At 59.9% G+C, this 16,786-nt stretch carries 16 protein-coding genes and 2 pseudogenes; 5 read left to right on the top strand and 13 right to left on the bottom strand.

The window, feature by feature from the left end; translation table 11 throughout:
* The first annotated feature begins 98 nt into the window (after positions 1–98).
* The 3 genes from P0D96_RS40980 to P0D96_RS40970 all read left to right on the top strand — a co-directional run bounded on the left by P0D96_RS40980 (position 99) and on the right by P0D96_RS40970 (position 4,832).
* A complete protein-coding gene (locus P0D96_RS40980) occupies positions 99–992 on the top strand; it encodes a LysR substrate-binding domain-containing protein (protein ID WP_408319551.1) in 894 nt (297 codons plus the stop codon).
* 540 nt (positions 993–1,532) lie between these two features.
* Positions 1,533–2,852 (top strand): PQQ-dependent sugar dehydrogenase, encoded by a 1,320-nt coding sequence (locus tag P0D96_RS40975; RefSeq protein WP_408319549.1) that lies wholly within the window; start codon positions 1,533–1,535, stop codon positions 2,850–2,852.
* A gap of 609 nt (positions 2,853–3,461) precedes the next feature.
* Entirely contained in the window at positions 3,462–4,832 is a 1,371-nt protein-coding gene (locus tag P0D96_RS40970; RefSeq protein WP_408319547.1) for an FAD-binding oxidoreductase, read from the top strand.
* A 270-nt stretch (positions 4,833–5,102) separates the two neighbouring features.
* Here the strand turns inward: P0D96_RS40970 and P0D96_RS40965 are convergent.
* From P0D96_RS40965 to P0D96_RS40950, 4 genes and pseudogenes are all read right to left on the bottom strand, one after another.
* Positions 5,103–5,236 (bottom strand): annotated as a pseudogene (locus P0D96_RS40965) (YbhB/YbcL family Raf kinase inhibitor-like protein); the annotation flags it as partial.
* Positions 5,237–6,032: 796 nt separating this feature from the next.
* A complete protein-coding gene (locus P0D96_RS40960) occupies positions 6,033–6,347 on the bottom strand; it encodes a DUF3303 domain-containing protein (protein WP_341317919.1) in 315 nt (104 codons plus the stop codon).
* A 657-nt stretch (positions 6,348–7,004) separates the two neighbouring features.
* Positions 7,005–7,169 (bottom strand): FmdB family zinc ribbon protein, encoded by a 165-nt coding sequence (locus P0D96_RS40955; RefSeq protein WP_132379650.1) that lies wholly within the window; start codon positions 7,167–7,169, stop codon positions 7,005–7,007.
* Positions 7,170–7,555: 386 nt separating this feature from the next.
* Positions 7,556–8,131, bottom strand: a complete 576-nt coding sequence (locus P0D96_RS40950; RefSeq protein WP_408319545.1) for a cytochrome b — start codon at positions 8,129–8,131, stop codon at positions 7,556–7,558.
* A gap of 451 nt (positions 8,132–8,582) precedes the next feature.
* On the opposite strand from P0D96_RS40950, the pseudogene P0D96_RS40945 reads away from it, so the two are divergent.
* A pseudogene (locus P0D96_RS40945) lies at positions 8,583–8,834 on the top strand (helix-turn-helix domain-containing protein); the annotation flags it as partial.
* Between the two features lie 81 nt (positions 8,835–8,915).
* On the opposite strand, the gene P0D96_RS40940 reads toward P0D96_RS40945, so the two are convergent.
* Together P0D96_RS40940 and P0D96_RS40935 are read right to left on the bottom strand one after the other, a co-directional pair.
* Positions 8,916–9,902: a zinc-dependent alcohol dehydrogenase family protein gene (locus tag P0D96_RS40940; protein ID WP_408319543.1), complete on the bottom strand. Its 987-nt coding sequence runs from the start codon at positions 9,900–9,902 to the stop codon at positions 8,916–8,918.
* A gap of 74 nt (positions 9,903–9,976) precedes the next feature.
* On the bottom strand, positions 9,977–10,261 hold the full coding sequence (locus P0D96_RS40935) for a DUF1488 family protein (protein ID WP_408319541.1): 285 nt from the start codon (positions 10,259–10,261) through the stop codon (positions 9,977–9,979).
* 237 nt (positions 10,262–10,498) lie between these two features.
* Here P0D96_RS40935 and P0D96_RS40930 point away from each other — a divergent pair, with 237 nt between their 5' ends.
* Positions 10,499–10,723, top strand: a complete 225-nt coding sequence (locus tag P0D96_RS40930; protein WP_408319539.1) for a hypothetical protein — start codon at positions 10,499–10,501, stop codon at positions 10,721–10,723.
* Positions 10,724–10,858: 135 nt separating this feature from the next.
* Here the strand turns inward: P0D96_RS40930 and dhaK are convergent, their stop codons facing one another.
* From dhaK to P0D96_RS40895, 7 genes are read right to left on the bottom strand one after another with little or no spacing between them, the layout of a single operon-like run.
* Complete coding sequence (gene dhaK, locus P0D96_RS40925; RefSeq protein ID WP_132379658.1) at positions 10,859–11,848, bottom strand: dihydroxyacetone kinase subunit DhaK; 990 nt, start codon at positions 11,846–11,848, stop codon at positions 10,859–10,861.
* 14 nt (positions 11,849–11,862) lie between these two features.
* Positions 11,863–12,501 (bottom strand): dihydroxyacetone kinase subunit DhaL, encoded by a 639-nt coding sequence (gene dhaL / locus P0D96_RS40920; RefSeq protein ID WP_408319537.1) that lies wholly within the window; start codon positions 12,499–12,501, stop codon positions 11,863–11,865.
* A complete protein-coding gene (locus tag P0D96_RS40915) occupies positions 12,498–13,544 on the bottom strand; it encodes an ABC transporter ATP-binding protein (protein ID WP_132379662.1) in 1,047 nt (348 codons plus the stop codon). Before P0D96_RS40915 ends, dhaL begins: the two co-directional genes overlap by 4 nt.
* Entirely contained in the window at positions 13,537–14,640 is a 1,104-nt protein-coding gene (locus P0D96_RS40910; protein WP_408319535.1) for an ABC transporter ATP-binding protein, read from the bottom strand. Before P0D96_RS40910 ends, P0D96_RS40915 begins: the two co-directional genes overlap by 8 nt.
* A gap of 3 nt (positions 14,641–14,643) precedes the next feature.
* Entirely contained in the window at positions 14,644–14,838 is a 195-nt protein-coding gene (locus P0D96_RS40905; protein ID WP_408319533.1) for a hypothetical protein, read from the bottom strand.
* On the bottom strand, positions 14,835–15,788 hold the full coding sequence (locus P0D96_RS40900) for a carbohydrate ABC transporter permease (RefSeq protein ID WP_132379668.1): 954 nt from the start codon (positions 15,786–15,788) through the stop codon (positions 14,835–14,837). Before P0D96_RS40900 ends, P0D96_RS40905 begins: the two co-directional genes overlap by 4 nt.
* A complete protein-coding gene (locus P0D96_RS40895; RefSeq protein WP_132379670.1) occupies positions 15,785–16,741 on the bottom strand; it encodes a carbohydrate ABC transporter permease in 957 nt (318 codons plus the stop codon). The genes P0D96_RS40900 and P0D96_RS40895 overlap by 4 nt, the downstream gene beginning before the upstream one ends.
* Between the last annotated feature and the right edge of the window lie 45 nt (positions 16,742–16,786).

The raw sequence follows: 16,786 nt of genomic DNA, 5'->3' as shown, positions 1-16,786 counted from the left end.
AGGCATTTTCAACGGATCTGACAGCTTCAGTCTCTGCCCGGAACTCTCAAACGACAAGTGAATTCCGCTCGAGGAAACATCAGCGACACTTAACTTTCGTGCGCACCCTTGACCTGGACCTGCTTCGCACCTTCGTCGCGGTCGCCGACGGGGAAAGCTTTGCTCTTGCTGCCGAGCGAGTGCACCGCACGCAATCTGCCGTCACGCAACAGATGGCCCGCCTCGAACTGCAACTCGGCGTGGCACTGTTCCAGAAGGTCGGCCGCTCGAAGCGGCTGACCGAGCCCGGCGTGCGGCTCCTGGACTATGCGCGCCAACTGCTCGCATTGAACGACGAAGTGCTGGAAACGCTGGCGGCACCCGACCTGCGCGGGCCGCTGCGCATTGGAAGCCCTTATGACGCCGCAGAGTTCTTGCTGCCGCCCTTGCTCGCGCGCTTTTCGGCCCTCTATCCCCACGTGCAGATCGAGGTGCATCCTGCCCGCACCGCCCACCTGTTGCAAGCGCTCAAGCAAGGGCAAATCGAGATTAGCCTCGTTGCAATGCCGGAAGGAATGGTGGATCCCGCGCACCCAAGCGTACGCTTGCGAACCTCGCCAATGGTTTGGATGGCTGCCGCCGAATACGTGCACGATCCGTCGCAGCCTGTGCCCCTGGTCTTGCCCAACGAGCCGAGCCACTACCGCGCGACGGCGCTCGCCGCTCTAAATGCGCACCAAATCCCTTGGCACATTCGGCACGTATCCACTTCGCTTGCGTTCGGCGGCTTGCGGGCCGCGTTGCGCGCCGGTCTGGGGGTGACGGTAAGGCCCATCGAAATGCTTGCCTCCGAACTGCGGGTCCTGGACGAAGCCGAGGGGCTGCCACGCCTGCCCAGTCTATGTTTCGATCTCTATCTGCGTGACTGGAGAGTGAGCCCGCCCGCACAGCGGCTGTTCGAGGCTGTGGCCGGAGGCGGCGTCCTGCAATCAATCGGATCGCGATACAAGTGAAGACTTTTTTTGGGTGCGGCCAATCTCCAGACTACCGTCTTAACATAGTTCGACTTCGGCAAAGGCCACTGCCGAGGATAGGCGATCCGACGGTGGCCGACTTCTACGCCGACAAAGATCATTCCGGGCATGTGATTCGCGAGAGCGGTCATTGGTATGGTGTTTCCAGGGAGGGAGCGAGCAGAGCGCTCATGTGTGCGGGCGGGTCACCCGCTCATTGCTCGCGGGTCGGCGCGTTCGCGTCTAAGAGCGGTGCCATTGCCAGGCCAAATACTTGCTTCCTCGTTGCTCGGGCGAGCAAGCAGGCCCGTCCTGCCTACTGCAGGTGATTTTCAGAGACGTTTGTCGATGTAAAACCTGCAACGCGCGCATCAATTCCGGACAATTCCCTCGCAGGAGCTAGTCATGATTTCCTTCCTCCGTCCGGCGTCATGTCGTCTTCTGGGTATGTGTCTTCTGTTCCTGGCCGCCTGTGGTGGGAATGGCTCTGGGGATGGAGCCTCAGGCGCTGCAGGAAGCTCTGGTAGCTCGGGAGGGAGCGTGACTGCTGGCGCGTTGTCGCTCTCGGTAACCGGCCTCCCAACTGATACGGCCGCAAACGTGTCTGTGGCCGGCCCTGGCGGGTTCAGCCGGGTAGTGAGCCGATCCGACACGCTGGCAAACCTCGCGACCGGAACCTATACCGTCACGGCTGACCGTGTACTGAACGGCACCTCGTTGTACAGCCCGACCAACCTAAGTCAGTCTGTCACGGTGACTGCGGGCGCTTCGTCGGCAGTCACCGTTGCCTACGGGCCTGCTGAAACGTTTCGCCTCACAGTGACCGGGGTAGCGAGTGGACTTACCGCTCCGATTTACCTTACCGCGCCTGCCAATGACCCCCGTCTTTTTGTTGTCGAGCGAGCGGGGCGGATACGGATCGTCCGCGACGGGACGCTGCTCTCGGCGCCATATCTTGATATCTCGGCGCTGACTTCGACCGATGGCGAGCGTGGCTTGCTGTCGATGGCGTTCGACCCGGCATACGCGTCGAACGGACGGTTTTACGTCTATTACACCGCAGCAGATGGAGCGATCACAGTATCTCGATTCCAAGTCTCTTCCGCCAACCCTGACGTAGCCAATCCGAGCGGCACGGTGCTTCTGACAGTTCCGCACCCAGGTGCATCGAATCACAACGGCGGCCAGCTCGCCTTTGGGCCAGACGGGATGCTGTACCTGGCGCCCGGCGACGGTGGCGGCTCGAATGATCCCGCCGGCAATGCGCAGAACAAAGCATCTTTGCTCGGAAAGATGCTGAGGATTGACGTGAGGGGCAACGGCTACGCGATACCTTCTGACAACCCGCCCGCTACAGGCGCAGGCGACCGGCCGGAGATCTGGGCGGGCGGTCTGCGAAATCCGTGGCGATTCTCCTTCGATATGACGGGGCAGATCTACATCGCGGATGTCGGCGAGTCCGCGCGCGAGGAGGTCAACGTCGTCCCGGCGACAAGCGGCGGGCTGAATTATGGCTGGGACAGAATGGAAGGTACGTTGTGCGTCGGCGCGGCCACCTGCGATACCACGGCTCTGACGCCCCCGGTCTTCGAATACACCCACGCAAGCGGAGGCTGTGCGATCCTCGGAGGCTATGTCTATCGAGGCGCCGCCGTACCTGAGATCCAGGGCCGTTATTTCTACACCGATCTATGCACCGGCCGACTGCAGAGTTTCGTCTTTCGTGATGGTGTCGTGACGGAATCGGTTGATTGGTCATTGCCAATACCGGGGACTGTGTACTCTTTCGGCGCAGATGCCGCGCAGGAGATTTATGTGCTGACCGCAGGGGAAGTGTTGCGAATCCAGCGGGCGCAATAGCGATATCGCCCGTCGCCAATGTTCGTAACGTTGCTGCGTCGCGAAAGTAGGACCACGTGAGTGAGAATGAGCGCTGGCGTTAGTCCATTATCGGATATCCACGAACGGCCGGTAAACGGCGAACAGCAGGCGCCCGCGTTATCGCCGCGCAGGACTGTTTCTGGCCAACTGCTGTCCGGCGCGGTCGGCAGAACCCGGCCCGAAAGGGCCTTTCGGAATTCCCGGTAGCGGCCCCACTTTTGAGGCTATGTCGGACGATTCAAAGCCGTCTGGCCGATCAAGTCGCCGATTGGACGCGCCCTTATTTTCCTGGACCAAAGAGCGGCCGATAATTGGTCTCGGGTTTCATTCGACTGGTTGCTCCCTCGTCTTGCTGTCAGTATCGTCAATCGGAAGTTCCTTCCCGCAATTGCGTCGGAGCACTATGCTTTTCATCAAGTGAGGTGCGAGGCCAAGGCTCGCGAACGGCCACCAGATAGGTGTGCAAATCCCGATTGATCCCACGCGCCCGATGTCGTTCTTGTCGACTGTTCGGCGCGAGGCTTCTGGGTACGGCATCGCGTCGTCGCGCGTGCGCGCGATGGATAAACTCTTCAAGGAGGCAGCGTCATGGACGAGGTTGCGATTCAGGGATTTCGCGGAAGGCTGATCGGTCCGTCAGACCAGGACTACGACGAGGCGCGAGCACTGTACAACGGCATGATCGATAAGCGGCCCAAAGTGATCGCTCGCTGCACCGATGCCGCCGATGTCATAGCGGCGGTCAACTACGCGCGCGATAACAAGCTGCCTCTGGCAATCCGCGGAGGCGGACACAACGGCCCCGGTTTGGGCAGTTGCGACGATGGGCTGGTCATCGACCTGTCGCAGATGCGCAGCGTGCGCGTCGACCCAGCGAGCCGCACCGTGCGTGTCGATCCAGGCTGCACCGCAGCGGATCTCGATCACGCGACCCACGCCTTTGGCCTCGCCGTACCACTCGGCATCGTCGGCAGCACGGGCGTCGCAGGTCTGACCTTGGGCGGCGGAACCGGCTATCTCACGCGCGAGCACGGCCTCACGATCGACAATTTGCTCGAAGTGGATGTAGTGCTGGCCGACGGCTCTTTCGTCACCGCTAACAAGGACAAGCACGTTGACCTGTTCTGGGCGTTACGCGGTGGCGGCGGCAACTTCGGCGTGGTCACGAGCTTTCTATTTCAGGCCCACCAAGCCAAAATGGTGTTCGCCGGTCCGATCTTCTGGGACGCCAAGGACGCCAGGCAAGTTATGGCGATGTACCGCGACTTCATCCCAAACGCTCCCGAGGAGCTTGGCCTATTCGTCGGCCTCAAAACCGTGCCTCCAGTCGATCCCTTCCCTAAGGAGCACTGGAACAAACGCGCCTGCGCTCTGATCGGCGCTTTCAACGGACCGATCGCAGAGGGTCAGAAGCTCATGGCCTCGCTGCTCGAGAAACTGCCCACCCCGCTGTTCAACTGGATGGGCGAGATGCCGTGGACTGCCATCAACAGTCTGTTCGACCCGTTCTTCCCTAAAGGCTTGCAGTGGTACTGGAAGGGCGACTTTGTCAAGGCGCTGCCTGACGAGGCGATCGACGTGCACATCGCCAACGCGCTCAAGGCACCCACCCCCTTCTGCCTGATGCACCTTTACCCCATAGACGGCGCCGTTCGGCGCGTCGCCAAGGATGCGACGCCGTGGAGCGCGCGGGACGCGTCTTTTTCGATGGTAATTGCCGCGATCAGCCCCGATCCCAAGGACGCCGAGGCGCTTAAGGCCTGGGGCCGTGCCTACTGGGGGGCCATCCACCCGTTCAATCTGGAAGGCGCCTACGTCAACTTCCTGGACGCCGACGAGGCCGAGAACCGCGTCGAACTAAGCTACGGCGACAACTACAAGCGCCTTGCCTCGATCAAGGCGAAGTACGATCCCAACAACCTGTTCCGAGTCAATCAGAACATTAAGCCGAAGGCGTGAGTCTACGCGCGCGGCCTCGCCGCGTGGCGGTGTTCAGCGCGACGCTCGCTAGAATACTGACGAACGGGTACGTGAATCAGATCGGATCTAACTGAACTCCGCCTGGATCACGTTCCCCGCGCACGAGGTCACTGGGGACCCAGTGTGTGCAAGCTACGCGAAACGGTTAGCGAAAGTCCGCTTCAGAGCCGTTCTCTGCCTGACGCGCGTGCATAAAGTCGGCACCACGGGATTTCCTTTGTTCTCAGTCCCGATGCAACGACGCGTCGTTCATCGCTTCACATAAGTGCCGATTAGCGCCGCGTGCGCTATACGTACCCCTGCATGGCCTTTTCAAGCGCCGCCTTGGTGGGCACTTTCAAATCGGGCAGTACAGCGTCGAGCGCATACAGGTTGTGGAAATGCAGGTATGCCGCGCGGGAATCTCGCCGTTCTGTTGAAAGGCTTGCGATGTTAGCGTCGACGTCATGGTGCGCTCCTTGGCGTCAACCATGGATGGCTGTCCCGGCGGGACGATCAACAAAGGTCACCGGGAGCGCAGCCAGTGAAGGCAATACCCGCGCCCAAGCCGCTATTTCAAAGCGCTTCGTTAGGGGGCGTTGGGCACGTTGAAGTCTGTCATCGTCACGACCACTGCTGCGAGCTCCCGCATATCGCGTGAAGCCCCGCTGCAATGCGGGGCCTTTCATCTTGCGATGTGGCATCAATGTTTGTGCCGGTGCATCCAACCCATATGGTGCGAGTCAAGCCACTGAGTCATCCCCTCTGCGGGGTGATCGCGCCTGTAACGTTGTGCCACCATGAACGCGGCGACCAACAAGATCGCCAAGCCGACAACGAAGTAGATCATAGACTGGGTCATGGCAGTCTCCTAATTGGGTAGCGACCATGGTGATATTGTAGGTCAGCCGCCACCGAAGTGGCGTGCGATCCACGAGCACGGCTTCACCGTTCGCATCAAAACGCGAGTTGCGCGGACGCGGCGCGTTGGCGTCCAAAGCCGATCCGCTCCAGCCGTTCATCCCTCCCTGAAGCGGACGCTTGCTGTCAACGACTGCCGGCGGGCGCAGGCCGTTGGCCGTCCAACTGAGCGGGGTTTAGGCCGCCGCTCGGCGGCAGTGCCAAGACGCTGGTCACTTTAAAAAGGAGGACCGTGTCTCGGCTTCACTCGCCGTGAAGGCGACATGATCCTCTCGAATGTCACTTACTTTTCAGTCCGTCTCGCCAGGCGATCGCTTCGAGTTCGACCCGGACTGCGTCCTCGACGGCCACTACGGGGTGCGCGCGAAATTCAAATGCAGGGAATGTCGAGCAAACTTTGTGAACCGCTAACGGATCGTCGCAGTCAACCAACATGTGCCCACCCCACTCTCCCACACGCACCACGAAAAACTCGATCTTGAAGTTGTCGGGCGCCTTCCATTGACTAAACACATCAAGGATTCGCTTCTGGGCATTCTCGTACTCCACAGGCGAACCTTGTGTGCGTTCGAACCAGCTAATCATGTACTTCATTGCCATGCTCCTTTTAATCATTGATGTCGCCAGAACGCTTGCCGTTTGGACGGGCTAGCGAATCAGCAAACTACAATTGGAGCAGCGGCGACGAATGCCCATTGCGGTTGGCCCTTCTTATGCGCCGCTTCAAAGCGGCCAATGAGGGTCGTTTTACGTGTTCAAAATCGGACGCCAACGCACGACGATGACCAACGACGGCGGCCCCAAAACCGTGCTTCAAAGACGACGGCGTTGGTCCGGTCGCCATCAAATCAGATTAGCTCATTGCCGAAGGAATTCGATGGAAATGTAACTGCGAGCTGGTTCGCGGAGCATCAGACAACTGATGTTTGCTCGTGTCGGGAAAGCCATGACCTTGATGCATGGGTTGACACAAGCGTGCGCGGCGACCGCTGCCGCAAATCTGGGCGCACACATCCGCTTGGAACGGAGCGTGGCGAGACTTGACATACAAGCGGATGATTCACGCGCTGAATCGGAACGGATTCGATCTGACGGGATGAGTAAAGGCAGCGCACTTTTGTCCGAAGTTACTCGGACGGGCTCGCTCGGACATGAGTTTCGTAGATCGCAGTATATCGCCCCGAAACCGAAGGGACGTGCCTACCCGGTTGCTCACCCCACCAAAGAGGATGAATTGTCAGCAGGTAGAGCTCAGCTCTTTCTGGACGTTTTCGCGACAAATGGCGTGGGTATGTGCTGAACCTTCTCGCTCCCGCACTTCGGACAATTCGGATGAGCGGTTTCATGTTCAACGAGATGTTCGGCATGCTCGAACGTCTCACCGCACTTCTCGCAACGATACTGGTAAGTCGGCATGGCATTCCTCTAACGCGAATCCCGCACGTCGTGCTGTCCAGATACTGCCAGCGATGCACGGCAACATACTAGCCCATTCTAATGCAGAAAACGGCCGCATACGCGGCTCGCCAAGCGCTCATCGTACACTCCGCAGCCAACGCCAGCACCCCAGTTACGGCTAGGTGAGTACACGTCCCAGCCGACAGGCGTTGACGGCATGCCGCTCGTCGCGACGAGCCGCACCCGTCCCACAAGAGACCTTCGTTCAGCGGCGCTGATGCTACGTTAATTATCAGACCAGCCGTCGAACTGATGCCGTCGTTTGCGCCAACACCGCGGCGCGAAGCCAACCGATAGCATTGATACGGTGCGCTTCCTTGTGTCCCTAATCATTCAGGCCGACCTCAGCGGTTACGTGCCGATTGGCGCGATGGCCCCGCATGCGGCAGCATCCGTTGCAACACGTGGTCTCGCAGAACAAGGCGATGGAACAACGCTGCCGCCACGTGCAGACCAATCAGCGCGAACAGCACCCAGGCAAGGATGCCGTGCACATCCCCCATCTTGTGGCCGAAAGCCGAGCCCGGAGCGCTCAGTGCCGGATACGGCACGAGACCCAGCAACCGAACCGTCCAGCCGCGTGAGGACGCGTTGATCCACCCCAACAGCGGCACTAGCACCAGTGTTGCATAGAGCAGAAGATGCGTGACGCGCGAAGCGATGCTGAAAAACGGCGGCAGGTCGTCCGGCGTGGGTCGGTGCGTCAATCGCCAGATCACCCTTAGCAGGATGACGACGATGAGTGTCGAGCCGACACCGAGATGCCAAGCGATCAATCCGATGGGTTGCGTGTCCTTTTGGACGTCGGGCATCGTCCAGCCAATCATGAACTGCATCGCGATCAACAGGACGGTTAGCCAATGGAGCGCCCGCGCGACTGCGTCATATCCCGGACGCGTGCTTTCCTGGAGGTTTGCCACTCTCACTCCTTAGCTTCGACGGAACGTAATTGCACTTGTAAAACTTCACCTGAGGGCTCTTGATTCGATTGCACACAAATGCGCGTCGCCAAGGTTGAGCAATGCTATCGACTTCAGCTTAAGGAAACCTGATGCCCAACGCGGCGGTCCGTCTGACCAACTCTACGGTCGATCGTCGTGGAATGGCCACGCGGCCAGAAAGTGACCAATGATCGCAAGCCCGGCATCAAATTGGATGCCGTTGAAATTTCGTGGAAGCGCGAGTATTCTCAGCGACGGCGTTCTTGCTGCAAATCTCTCACGTCCTTCCGAACGCCTATCGCGGGAAATAGACATGCGCCTGATAAGTTGTCTGACTGTTGCACTGATTTCATGCCTGCCACTGCCCGTGGCTTTTTGCACAGTTCGACAGTGAAGAAACGGACGTGCGAAGTGATAGCGAGGTGAAGAATTGCTCGGCACGATGTCCGCCGAACAGCGGGTGGCGACGTTCCTGCTGAATCTGTCTGACCGCCTGAGAATGCGCGGATATTCGCCGGCCGAATTTCACCTGCGCATGACACGCGAGGAAATCGGCAGCTATCTAGGGATCAAGCTCGAAACAGTGAGCCGGATGCTCTCCAAATTTCAGCGCGACGGATTGCTCGATACACACGGCAAGGACATCCGGATTCTCGATCACGAGGGCCTTGTGCGGGTTTGAAGCCGGAATCGGCTCGCATTCCGGCTCGCGGCGGTCAACGCCACCATCGTGGAGCGGCGTCAGCCATCAAGACCGACCACGCTATCGGATGACGAGCACGGCCGCACCTGTCAGCCTGCCATCGCGCAGATCGCTCAGCGCCCGATTGGCCTCCGTCAGCGGATAACTCGTCGTTTCAATCGTGAGACGCGTCTCGGCTGCAATTCGCATGAAGGCGAGCCCATCATCGCGGGTCAGATTCGCGACCGACACCACGCGTCGCTCGCCCCACAGAAACGCGTAAGGGAACGACGGAATATCGCTCATGTGAATCCCGCCGCAGACCACCACACCACCCTTCGCAACCGCTTGCAATGCTTGCGGAACGAGCGCACCGATCGGTGCGAAAAGCAATGCCGCATCGAGTTCGTCGGGCGGCGCCTCGTCGCTGCTGCCCGCCCACGCCGCGCCGAGACGCAGCGCGAGTTGCTGGGCTGCGTGATCGCCGGAGCGCGTGAACGCATACACTGTGCGTTGCTGATGACGCGCAACCTGCGCGACGATATGCGCCGCGGCGCCGAAACCGTAGATGCCGATCCGCTGCGCGTTGCCCACCATGCTCAAGGTGCGATAGCCGATGAGACCGGCGCATAGCAGCGGCGCTGCCTCGAAGTCCGTGTACTGCTCCGGCAGATGAAAGCAGTAGCGGCTGTCGGCGACGGTGCGCTCAGCGTAACCGCCGTCGATCGTATAGCCCGTGAAGCCGGGTTCGTCGCACAGATTTTCCCGCGCCGACAGGCAGTAGCGGCAATGCCCGCAGGTGTGGCCGACCCACGGCACCCCCACCCGGTCGCCAACGGCGAACCCCGTCACGCCCGCGCCGAGCCTGGCTACCGTGCCGACGATTTCGTGGCCCGGAATGACGGGCCGTTTGGGATGCTCGAGTTCATGGTCCACCAGATGAAGATCAGTGCGACACACGCCGCACGCGTGAATATCGATCAGGATCTGGCCGGGACCGGCCGCGGGGTCGGGCACCTCCTGCTCTCGCAGCGATGCTGCGCTACCGTCGAACACCATTGCACGCATACCGTTCTCCTTGAAACTCCAAGCCGGTTCGCACCGGGAAGGACACGACCCCACTCGGCCGCCTCGCTCGGAATTCACTCGCAAAACCGGAAATAACCGTTGTGTAGGAGCATAGGTTTGCCGCCGATCTCGTTGAGCAAATGTCGCGCTGCGTGTTCGATAGGATGCCGGTTCGAGTTGAACGCGCCAATCAGATCATCTTCGCGCAGGGAAGCGGCACCGAAATGATCTTCGAGCGCTTCGGCGGTGATCGCGCACTGGATGCGAACAGCATTCACTTCGGCCGGGAACGCGACGACGAGGTCGCGCGCGCAATACTCAGGACACTCTTCGGGGAAATGGATCTTCATGACCATCACCTGATTCGCTGCGCAGGAAAGGAAGCTGTAACGGGGCGCGCCACCCTTCGAAGCGGTCGGCCTGCGCGACGCCCGCCTGTCACCAGCATAGGAGCTATGCGCGGCACGTCAAATTCGGGCCGTGCATCCAGGTTGACCGAGGTCAATGGCACAGGACTCGCCGCCCCTACTGGTGAGCGTTGCGCAACGGAACGGTTTTCGCGTAGCGCCGAGCACTCACCGGGAGGAGGTACTCGCATGGTTTCGCATTCGAATGCACAAGACGCGGACGAACCTCTTGCTGAAATCAACATCACGCCGCTGGTCGATGTGATTTGTACTGGTCGTGATTCTTCTGGTCATGGCGCCAATGCTGACCGGATCGCTGCGGATCAATCTTCCAAAGCCGCTCGCAACGGCGTGGGACGCCGCGTTACGAGTCAGGATTTCGCGCTGCCTCACGACCCCAACTCCGCCGGATGAGCGCACGCGAGATTAACGCGAGCTGCATACTGCTGATCCGGGCACGAAACACCGACCACGCCGGTAGTGAAACCGAACCACCACAGTAGCGACAGTCAATCACCGCACCAGCGCGTTTCTCGCAGCCAGCGCGCCCTACATCCCCCAACGCAACGACGGCGTATGGACCGGGCTGTCCCAGTGGCGGGCCATTTCGTCGTCCAGCACACATAACGTAATCGAGGCGCCCGCCATCTCGAGCGAAGTCGTCAGCGCACCCACCTGTGCCCGGCCGACCTTCAGGTCGCGTTGCTGAAGCCACGCGCGCGTCGAGTTGAAGAGCAGGTAAAGCTCGCCAAGCGGTGTTCCACCAAGGCCGTTGATGAGCACCAGCAATTCAGCCCCGGCTTGGGGCTTGAGGTCATCGACGATCGCTTTGAGCAGCTCTCCCGCAATCGCATCGGCGCCTGAGAACTTTGCGCGGCGCCGGCCCGGCTCACCGTGAATGCCCACACCCACTTCGATCTCATCATCGCCAATCTTGAACGTCAGCGTTCCCGCGGCCGGCACGGTGCAACTGCTGAACGCCACACCCATCGAAGCGGTGCGCTTGTTGATCCGGTCGCCGAACGCCTTGCACTGTTCAAGGTCGGCGCCGCTTTCGGCCATGCTGCCTACCAGCTTCTCAACGATCACCGCGCCAGCTACACCACGCCGCCCGGTGGTGTAGCTGGAGTTTTCCACTGCCACGTCATCATTGATCAGTACCATCGCGTTTGGGATCTCGGACATCTCCGACGCCATTTCGAAGTTCATCAAGTCACCCGAATAATTCTTCACGATGAATAGCACCCCCGCACCGGTATCGACAGCGTCGGCAGCGGCCATCATCTGATCCGGCGTAGGTGATGTGAAGACTTGACCGGGACAGGCTGCGTCGAGCATTCCATAACCCACAAATCCGGAATGCAACGGCTCATGCCCCGAACCGCCGCCCGATATCAATGCCACTTTGCCCGGTTTAAGCGTCTTACGGCGCACGTACACCGGTTCGTTGTTGAGCACGACCAGGTCGCTATGCGCGGATGCAAATCCCGCCAGACTTTCGGCGAGGAAATCGTCGACGTGGTTGATGAATTTTTTCATGGTCTGGCCTCCTTTCACACCTGGTTGCGCGCCAGATGCGCGCATACGGCGGTGATCATGATCTGACTGGAACGCGCACCGGGGTCGATATGGCCGCGCGAGCGTTCGCCCAGAAACGATGCCCGCCCTTTGGTCGCGAGCATATCGCGGGTGGCGAGCATGTTCTGCTCGGCCACCTGCGGCAATTCATCCAGCACTGTTTTTCGCGACGTAAGTGATTCGATGGTCGCAAGCTCCTTGAAGCGCGCGGCAACGGGAATCAGCACGTCCATCATCGTTTTGCTGCCTACGCCCGTCTTGCCCCGCTGTCCGACCGCTTCGACGCCCGCCGCAAACATGAGGGCGGTGCCCGCAACATCCAGCGGATTGTTCGCCGATGCTTTCGCCATCCCGTTCAGCAACGAAAAGAACAGCGGCCCGGATGATCCGCCGACCGTCGACAGCACCTTGTTCGCCGCGAGTTCCAACGCGGCCCTTAAGGTTTCCGCTTCGATGTCCGCACGCATTGCAAGCAAGGCCTCCATGCCGCGCAGCAGATTGAAGATGTGATCGCCATCGCCGATCTGCTGGTCGAGTACGGCTATTTCGTCCGTGTGTTCCTTGAGCGCTGCGTATGCGGCGTCGATACACTCCATGACCGTTTTGCCGTTCATGTCGGGATCCTCCTGCCGTCTGCACGGAAATATAAGAGGCTGCGAGCGGGCAGCGAAACGCCCACCGACTGCCCCGGGCTGAAATTGCGCTCGGCCATCGTGGTCGCCACAACCGCAGTTCCTGCGTGCTCCAGAATCAACAGATGACGCAGCGGTGAGTATTCGAGCACCTTCAGGTCGAGTGCGTCGCGTGCATGATGGGTGCCGGGTGAATCACGCGCGTCGCCCTCGTGCAGGACCACGTCTTCAGGACGAATCGCCACGGTCGCGGTGCCGGTCGGCACCGCTGCTGAATCGAACAGCGTTGGCGGCAACAGGTTGATCGGCGGCGAGCCGAGCCGCTGCGCCGCGCTCAATGAAACCGGATTACCGTAGACCTCGCGCGGTGTGCCGAGTTGCACCAGACGGCCGTGTTCAAGAATGCCGATGCGGTCGGCGAGTGTGGTGGCTTCCACCTGATCATGCGTGACATAGAGAATGGTCGCGCCAATCGTACGATGTAGCCGCTTCAGCTCGATACGTAATTCCTCACGCAGTTTTGCATCGAGCGATGACAGCGGTTCGTCCATCAGAAACACTTTCGGCTCGCGCACGAGCGCACGCCCGATCGCGACTCGCTGCATTTCGCCGCCGGACAAATGCGTTGCCATGTTGTCGAGCTTCGCTTCCATATGCAGCATCTGCGCGACCGCATGCACGCGCGCGCGGACCTGTTCCTCGCTGCTGCGACGACGTGGCGAGCGCAGCGGAAACGCAAGATTGCCGAACACAGTCAGATGCGGATACAACGAGTATTGCTGAAAGATAAACGCGACATCGCGATCGGAAGGATGGACGCCGGTGGCGACCGCGCCGTCGATCAGCACGTCGCCGGCATCGGGACGTTCCAGTCCCGCGACCAAACGCAGCGTAGTCGTTTTGCCCGCGCCGCTCGGTCCGAGCAACACGACGAATTCCCCGTCTTTAACCTCGATCGACAGGTCGTCCACCGCAACGATGTTGCCGAAGCGCTTCGATACATTGCGTAGCTGGACTTCAGCCATGAACGTCTCCGTTGACAGAAAGCGTGGAAGCAGCGCCCGGCAGCAGGCGTTCAGTAGCGGCGTCATAAAGCAGCGTGCGTTCTTTCCGAAACGACAGACCGACGATCGTGCCCGCGGCAACACCAGCGTCTTTGCTTGCCCGCACGCGCACGACGCCGAGCGCGGTTTCAACCGCCAACACCTGGTGCGAGCCGAGGTATTCGTCGGCGATCACCTGACCGCGCAGCGGACCGTGCTCGTCGATCATGACGTGCTCCGGTCTGATTCCCAGCAATACGTGCGCGGCAGCGGCATCGCAACGCGGTACGGAAACCGACGCGCCATGCAGACTCACCTGCTCCTGTCCCTCCGTAACCGGCTCGTCGACGGGCAAGAAATTCATGGGCGGACTGCCGATGAAGTTGCCGACGAACACTGTCGCGGGGAAGTGATAAATCTCATGGGGCGAGCCCGCCTGCAACACTTCACCTTGATTCATCACGACGATATCGTCCGCCATGGCCATCGCCTCACTCTGATCGTGTGTGACGTACACCGTGGTGGCGGCGAGCGCGTTGTGCAGTTTGCGCAATTCCAGACACATCAGTTCACGAAAATCCGCGTCGAGCGTGCCGAGCGGTTCGTCCATCAAAAATGCCTTCGGTTGCCGCACGATCGCGCGGCCGAGCGCCACGCGTTGCCGGTCGCCACCGGACAGGCCGCCAGTCTTACGATCGAGAATGTTCTCGATGCGCAGCATATGCGCCGCTGTATCGACCCGGGCAGCAATCTCGCTGCGCGACACGTGTTCGTTCCTCAGTGGAAAAGCAATGTTATTGCGCACCGTCATATGTGGATACAGCGCAAACATCTGGAACACGAAAGCAATATCGCGTTGCCGCGCGCGCAACGCAGTGACGTCCTCACCATCGATCAGGATCTGCCCGGAAGTCGGCAGTTCCAGCCCCGCAATCATCCGCAGCGTTGTGGTCTTGCCGCAGCCTGACGGTCCGAGCAGCACGACGAAGCGTCCCGCACCGATGGTCAGGCTGGTGTCACGCACCGCGACAAAATCGTCGAAGCGCTTGTGGAGATGAGCGAGAACGATCGTAGACATGATTCAGCCGGGAAAATGGCTGGTGACGACGAACGCGAGCGCGCCCACCAAAAGGACCGGAAACGACCAGGTGAAGAGCGCCAATGAAAACGGCTGCACAAGCATCGCTACACCTAAGCCGATCAGTACCGTCGATGCACCCTCGCTGTAGCTGCGACGAAACAGCCAGCGGTGCGGCGGAATGACATCGCGTTTCATTTGCGCACGGCTCCGAAGGTGATGCCCCGCAACAGATGCTTGCGCAGCAAGACGGTGAAAAAGAGAATCGGCAGCACGAATAATGTTGTTGCAGCTGCAACGGCCGGCCAGTCCTGACCGCCTTCTCCGATGATGAATGGAATGAATGGCGGCATGGTCTGCGCATCGCCGCTTGTCAGCAGCGAAGCAAATGCGTATTCGTTCCATGCAAAGATCAGGCAGAAGATCGCTGTAGCGGCAATGCCCGTCATCGCTTGCGGCAACACCACCTTCACGAAGGCCTGCAAACGCGTGTAGCCATCCACTAGCGCAGCCTCTTCATACTCGCGCGGGATCTCATCCATGAAACCTTTAAGCAGCCACACCGCAAGTGAGACATTCACCGCCGTGTACAGCACAATCATGCCGACATAGCTGTCGCTCAAACCCAGTGCGCGATACATCAGGTAGATCGGAATGGCGACGGCAATGGGCGGCATCATCCGTGTGGAGAGAATGAAGAACAGCAGATCGTCGGACAGCGGCACCTTGAAGCGCGAAAACGCGTATGCCGCCAGCGTGCCGAGAAATACCGCAAGAAACGTCGAGCCAAATCCAATGACAAGCGAATTCATGAAGCGCGGCAAAACCTTCGACGGTCCGGCGATCACCATGTTGCGCTTGCGCACCTCACGCTCATACCAGGTCCGCGCAGGCGGCAGGCTCGCAATGAACTCAGGTGTCTGCCGCGAGCGGATCGTGAGCAGGTTTACATAGCCTTCCATGGAAGGCTGGAACAGCACGACGGGCGGATACGCTATCGCATCTTCCTGCGTCTTGAAGCTCGTCAGGAAGATCCAGACCATCGGTAACGTAGCAATCAGCGCATACGTGATAACGACCGCAGCCGCGAAGCGCTTGGCGCGCGGAGATGACGCCACCACGGAATGTTGTGTCGTAGTCGGTCTCATCGCTGTTTGATCCGGTTAAGTGCCTTCACGTAAATGTTCGCCGCACCGAATACCGTCACGAAGAGAATGATTGCGAGCGCGGACGAATAACCTGTCTGCCACTTTTCGAACGCGGCACGCTTAAGCGTGATCGATACCGTTTCAGTAACCGAGCCCGGGCCGCCCGATGTCAGCAGGTTCACCATATCGAACATCTTGAAGTTTTCGATGCCGCGAAACAAAACCGCCAGCATCAGGAACGGCATGGTCATGGGCAACGTGATCGACCAGAACTGACGCCACGGCGTCGCGCGGTCCACTTCCGCTGCTTCGTAGATATAGTCGGGAATTGAACGCAGGCCCGCCAGGCAGATGAGCATGACGTACGGTGTCCACATCCACGTATCGACCATCACAATGGTCCACGGCGCGAGCGCTACGTCGCCGATCATCTGGAATGACCCCGGCGCGATGCCGGTGAAGAAGCTGACGATATCGTTGAAAAGCCCCGTCTGCGGTTGCAGCAGGAACGTCCAGAAGTTGCCCACTACCGCAGGCGATAGCATCATCGGCAGCAGGATTAGCGTAGTCCAGAAGCTATGTCCGCGGAACTGCCGGTTGATCAGCAATGCAAGACCGAATCCCAGCAGCACCTCCAACCCGACCGACCAGAACACGAAACGCGCGGTCACCTGCATCGCGTACCAGATATCTTCGTCGGTCAGGATGTCGACATAATTGTCGATACCGACGAAACGCGCCGGCACGCTCGGCATGTTCGACTTGAAGTTGGTGAACGACAGGCGAAGCGCCCAGATCAACGGAAAGATGTTGATCGCAAGAAGCAGCAGAATGGTCGGAAGAATGAAGAGCCATGCGATGGCCCGATCCGACAGTCCACTTAGCCGCTTCGCTATGCGCGTTGACGCTCCCGCTTCGAGACTCGTGGGAGAAAATGGCTTATCTGCCAACATGCCTGGCTCCTTTAAGCGGACCAGAGACAGGCCGTTCAGCCGTCG

The organism is Paraburkholderia sp. RL17-347-BIC-D (assembly GCF_046027915.1).
GTDB lineage: Bacteria > Pseudomonadota > Gammaproteobacteria > Burkholderiales > Burkholderiaceae > Paraburkholderia.
The sequence above is the reverse complement of the archived record's forward strand: the minus strand, read 5'-3'. Positions and strand labels throughout refer to the sequence as shown.

Bases quoted from the DNA above. Each gene is read 5' to 3' on its own strand.
- P0D96_RS40970 (WP_408319547.1), top strand. From the start codon at position 3,462: ATGGACGAGGTTGCGATTCAGGGATTTCGCGGAAGGCTGATCGGTCCG.
- P0D96_RS40960 (WP_341317919.1), bottom strand. From the start codon at position 6,347: ATGAAGTACATGATTAGCTGGTTCGAACGCACACAAGGTTCGCCTGTG.
- P0D96_RS40955 (WP_132379650.1), bottom strand. From the start codon at position 7,169: ATGCCGACTTACCAGTATCGTTGCGAGAAGTGCGGTGAGACGTTCGAG.
- P0D96_RS40940 (WP_408319543.1), bottom strand. From the start codon at position 9,902: ATGCGTGCAATGGTGTTCGACGGTAGCGCAGCATCGCTGCGAGAGCAG.
- P0D96_RS40930 (WP_408319539.1), top strand. From the start codon at position 10,499: ATGGTTTCGCATTCGAATGCACAAGACGCGGACGAACCTCTTGCTGAA.
- dhaK (WP_132379658.1), bottom strand. From the start codon at position 11,848: ATGAAAAAATTCATCAACCACGTCGACGATTTCCTCGCCGAAAGTCTG.
- dhaL (WP_408319537.1), bottom strand. From the start codon at position 12,501: ATGAACGGCAAAACGGTCATGGAGTGTATCGACGCCGCATACGCAGCG.
- P0D96_RS40915 (WP_132379662.1), bottom strand. From the start codon at position 13,544: ATGGCTGAAGTCCAGCTACGCAATGTATCGAAGCGCTTCGGCAACATC.
- P0D96_RS40910 (WP_408319535.1), bottom strand. From the start codon at position 14,640: ATGTCTACGATCGTTCTCGCTCATCTCCACAAGCGCTTCGACGATTTT.
- P0D96_RS40905 (WP_408319533.1), bottom strand. From the start codon at position 14,838: ATGAAACGCGATGTCATTCCGCCGCACCGCTGGCTGTTTCGTCGCAGC.
- P0D96_RS40900 (WP_132379668.1), bottom strand. From the start codon at position 15,788: ATGAGACCGACTACGACACAACATTCCGTGGTGGCGTCATCTCCGCGC.
- P0D96_RS40895 (WP_132379670.1), bottom strand. From the start codon at position 16,741: ATGTTGGCAGATAAGCCATTTTCTCCCACGAGTCTCGAAGCGGGAGCG.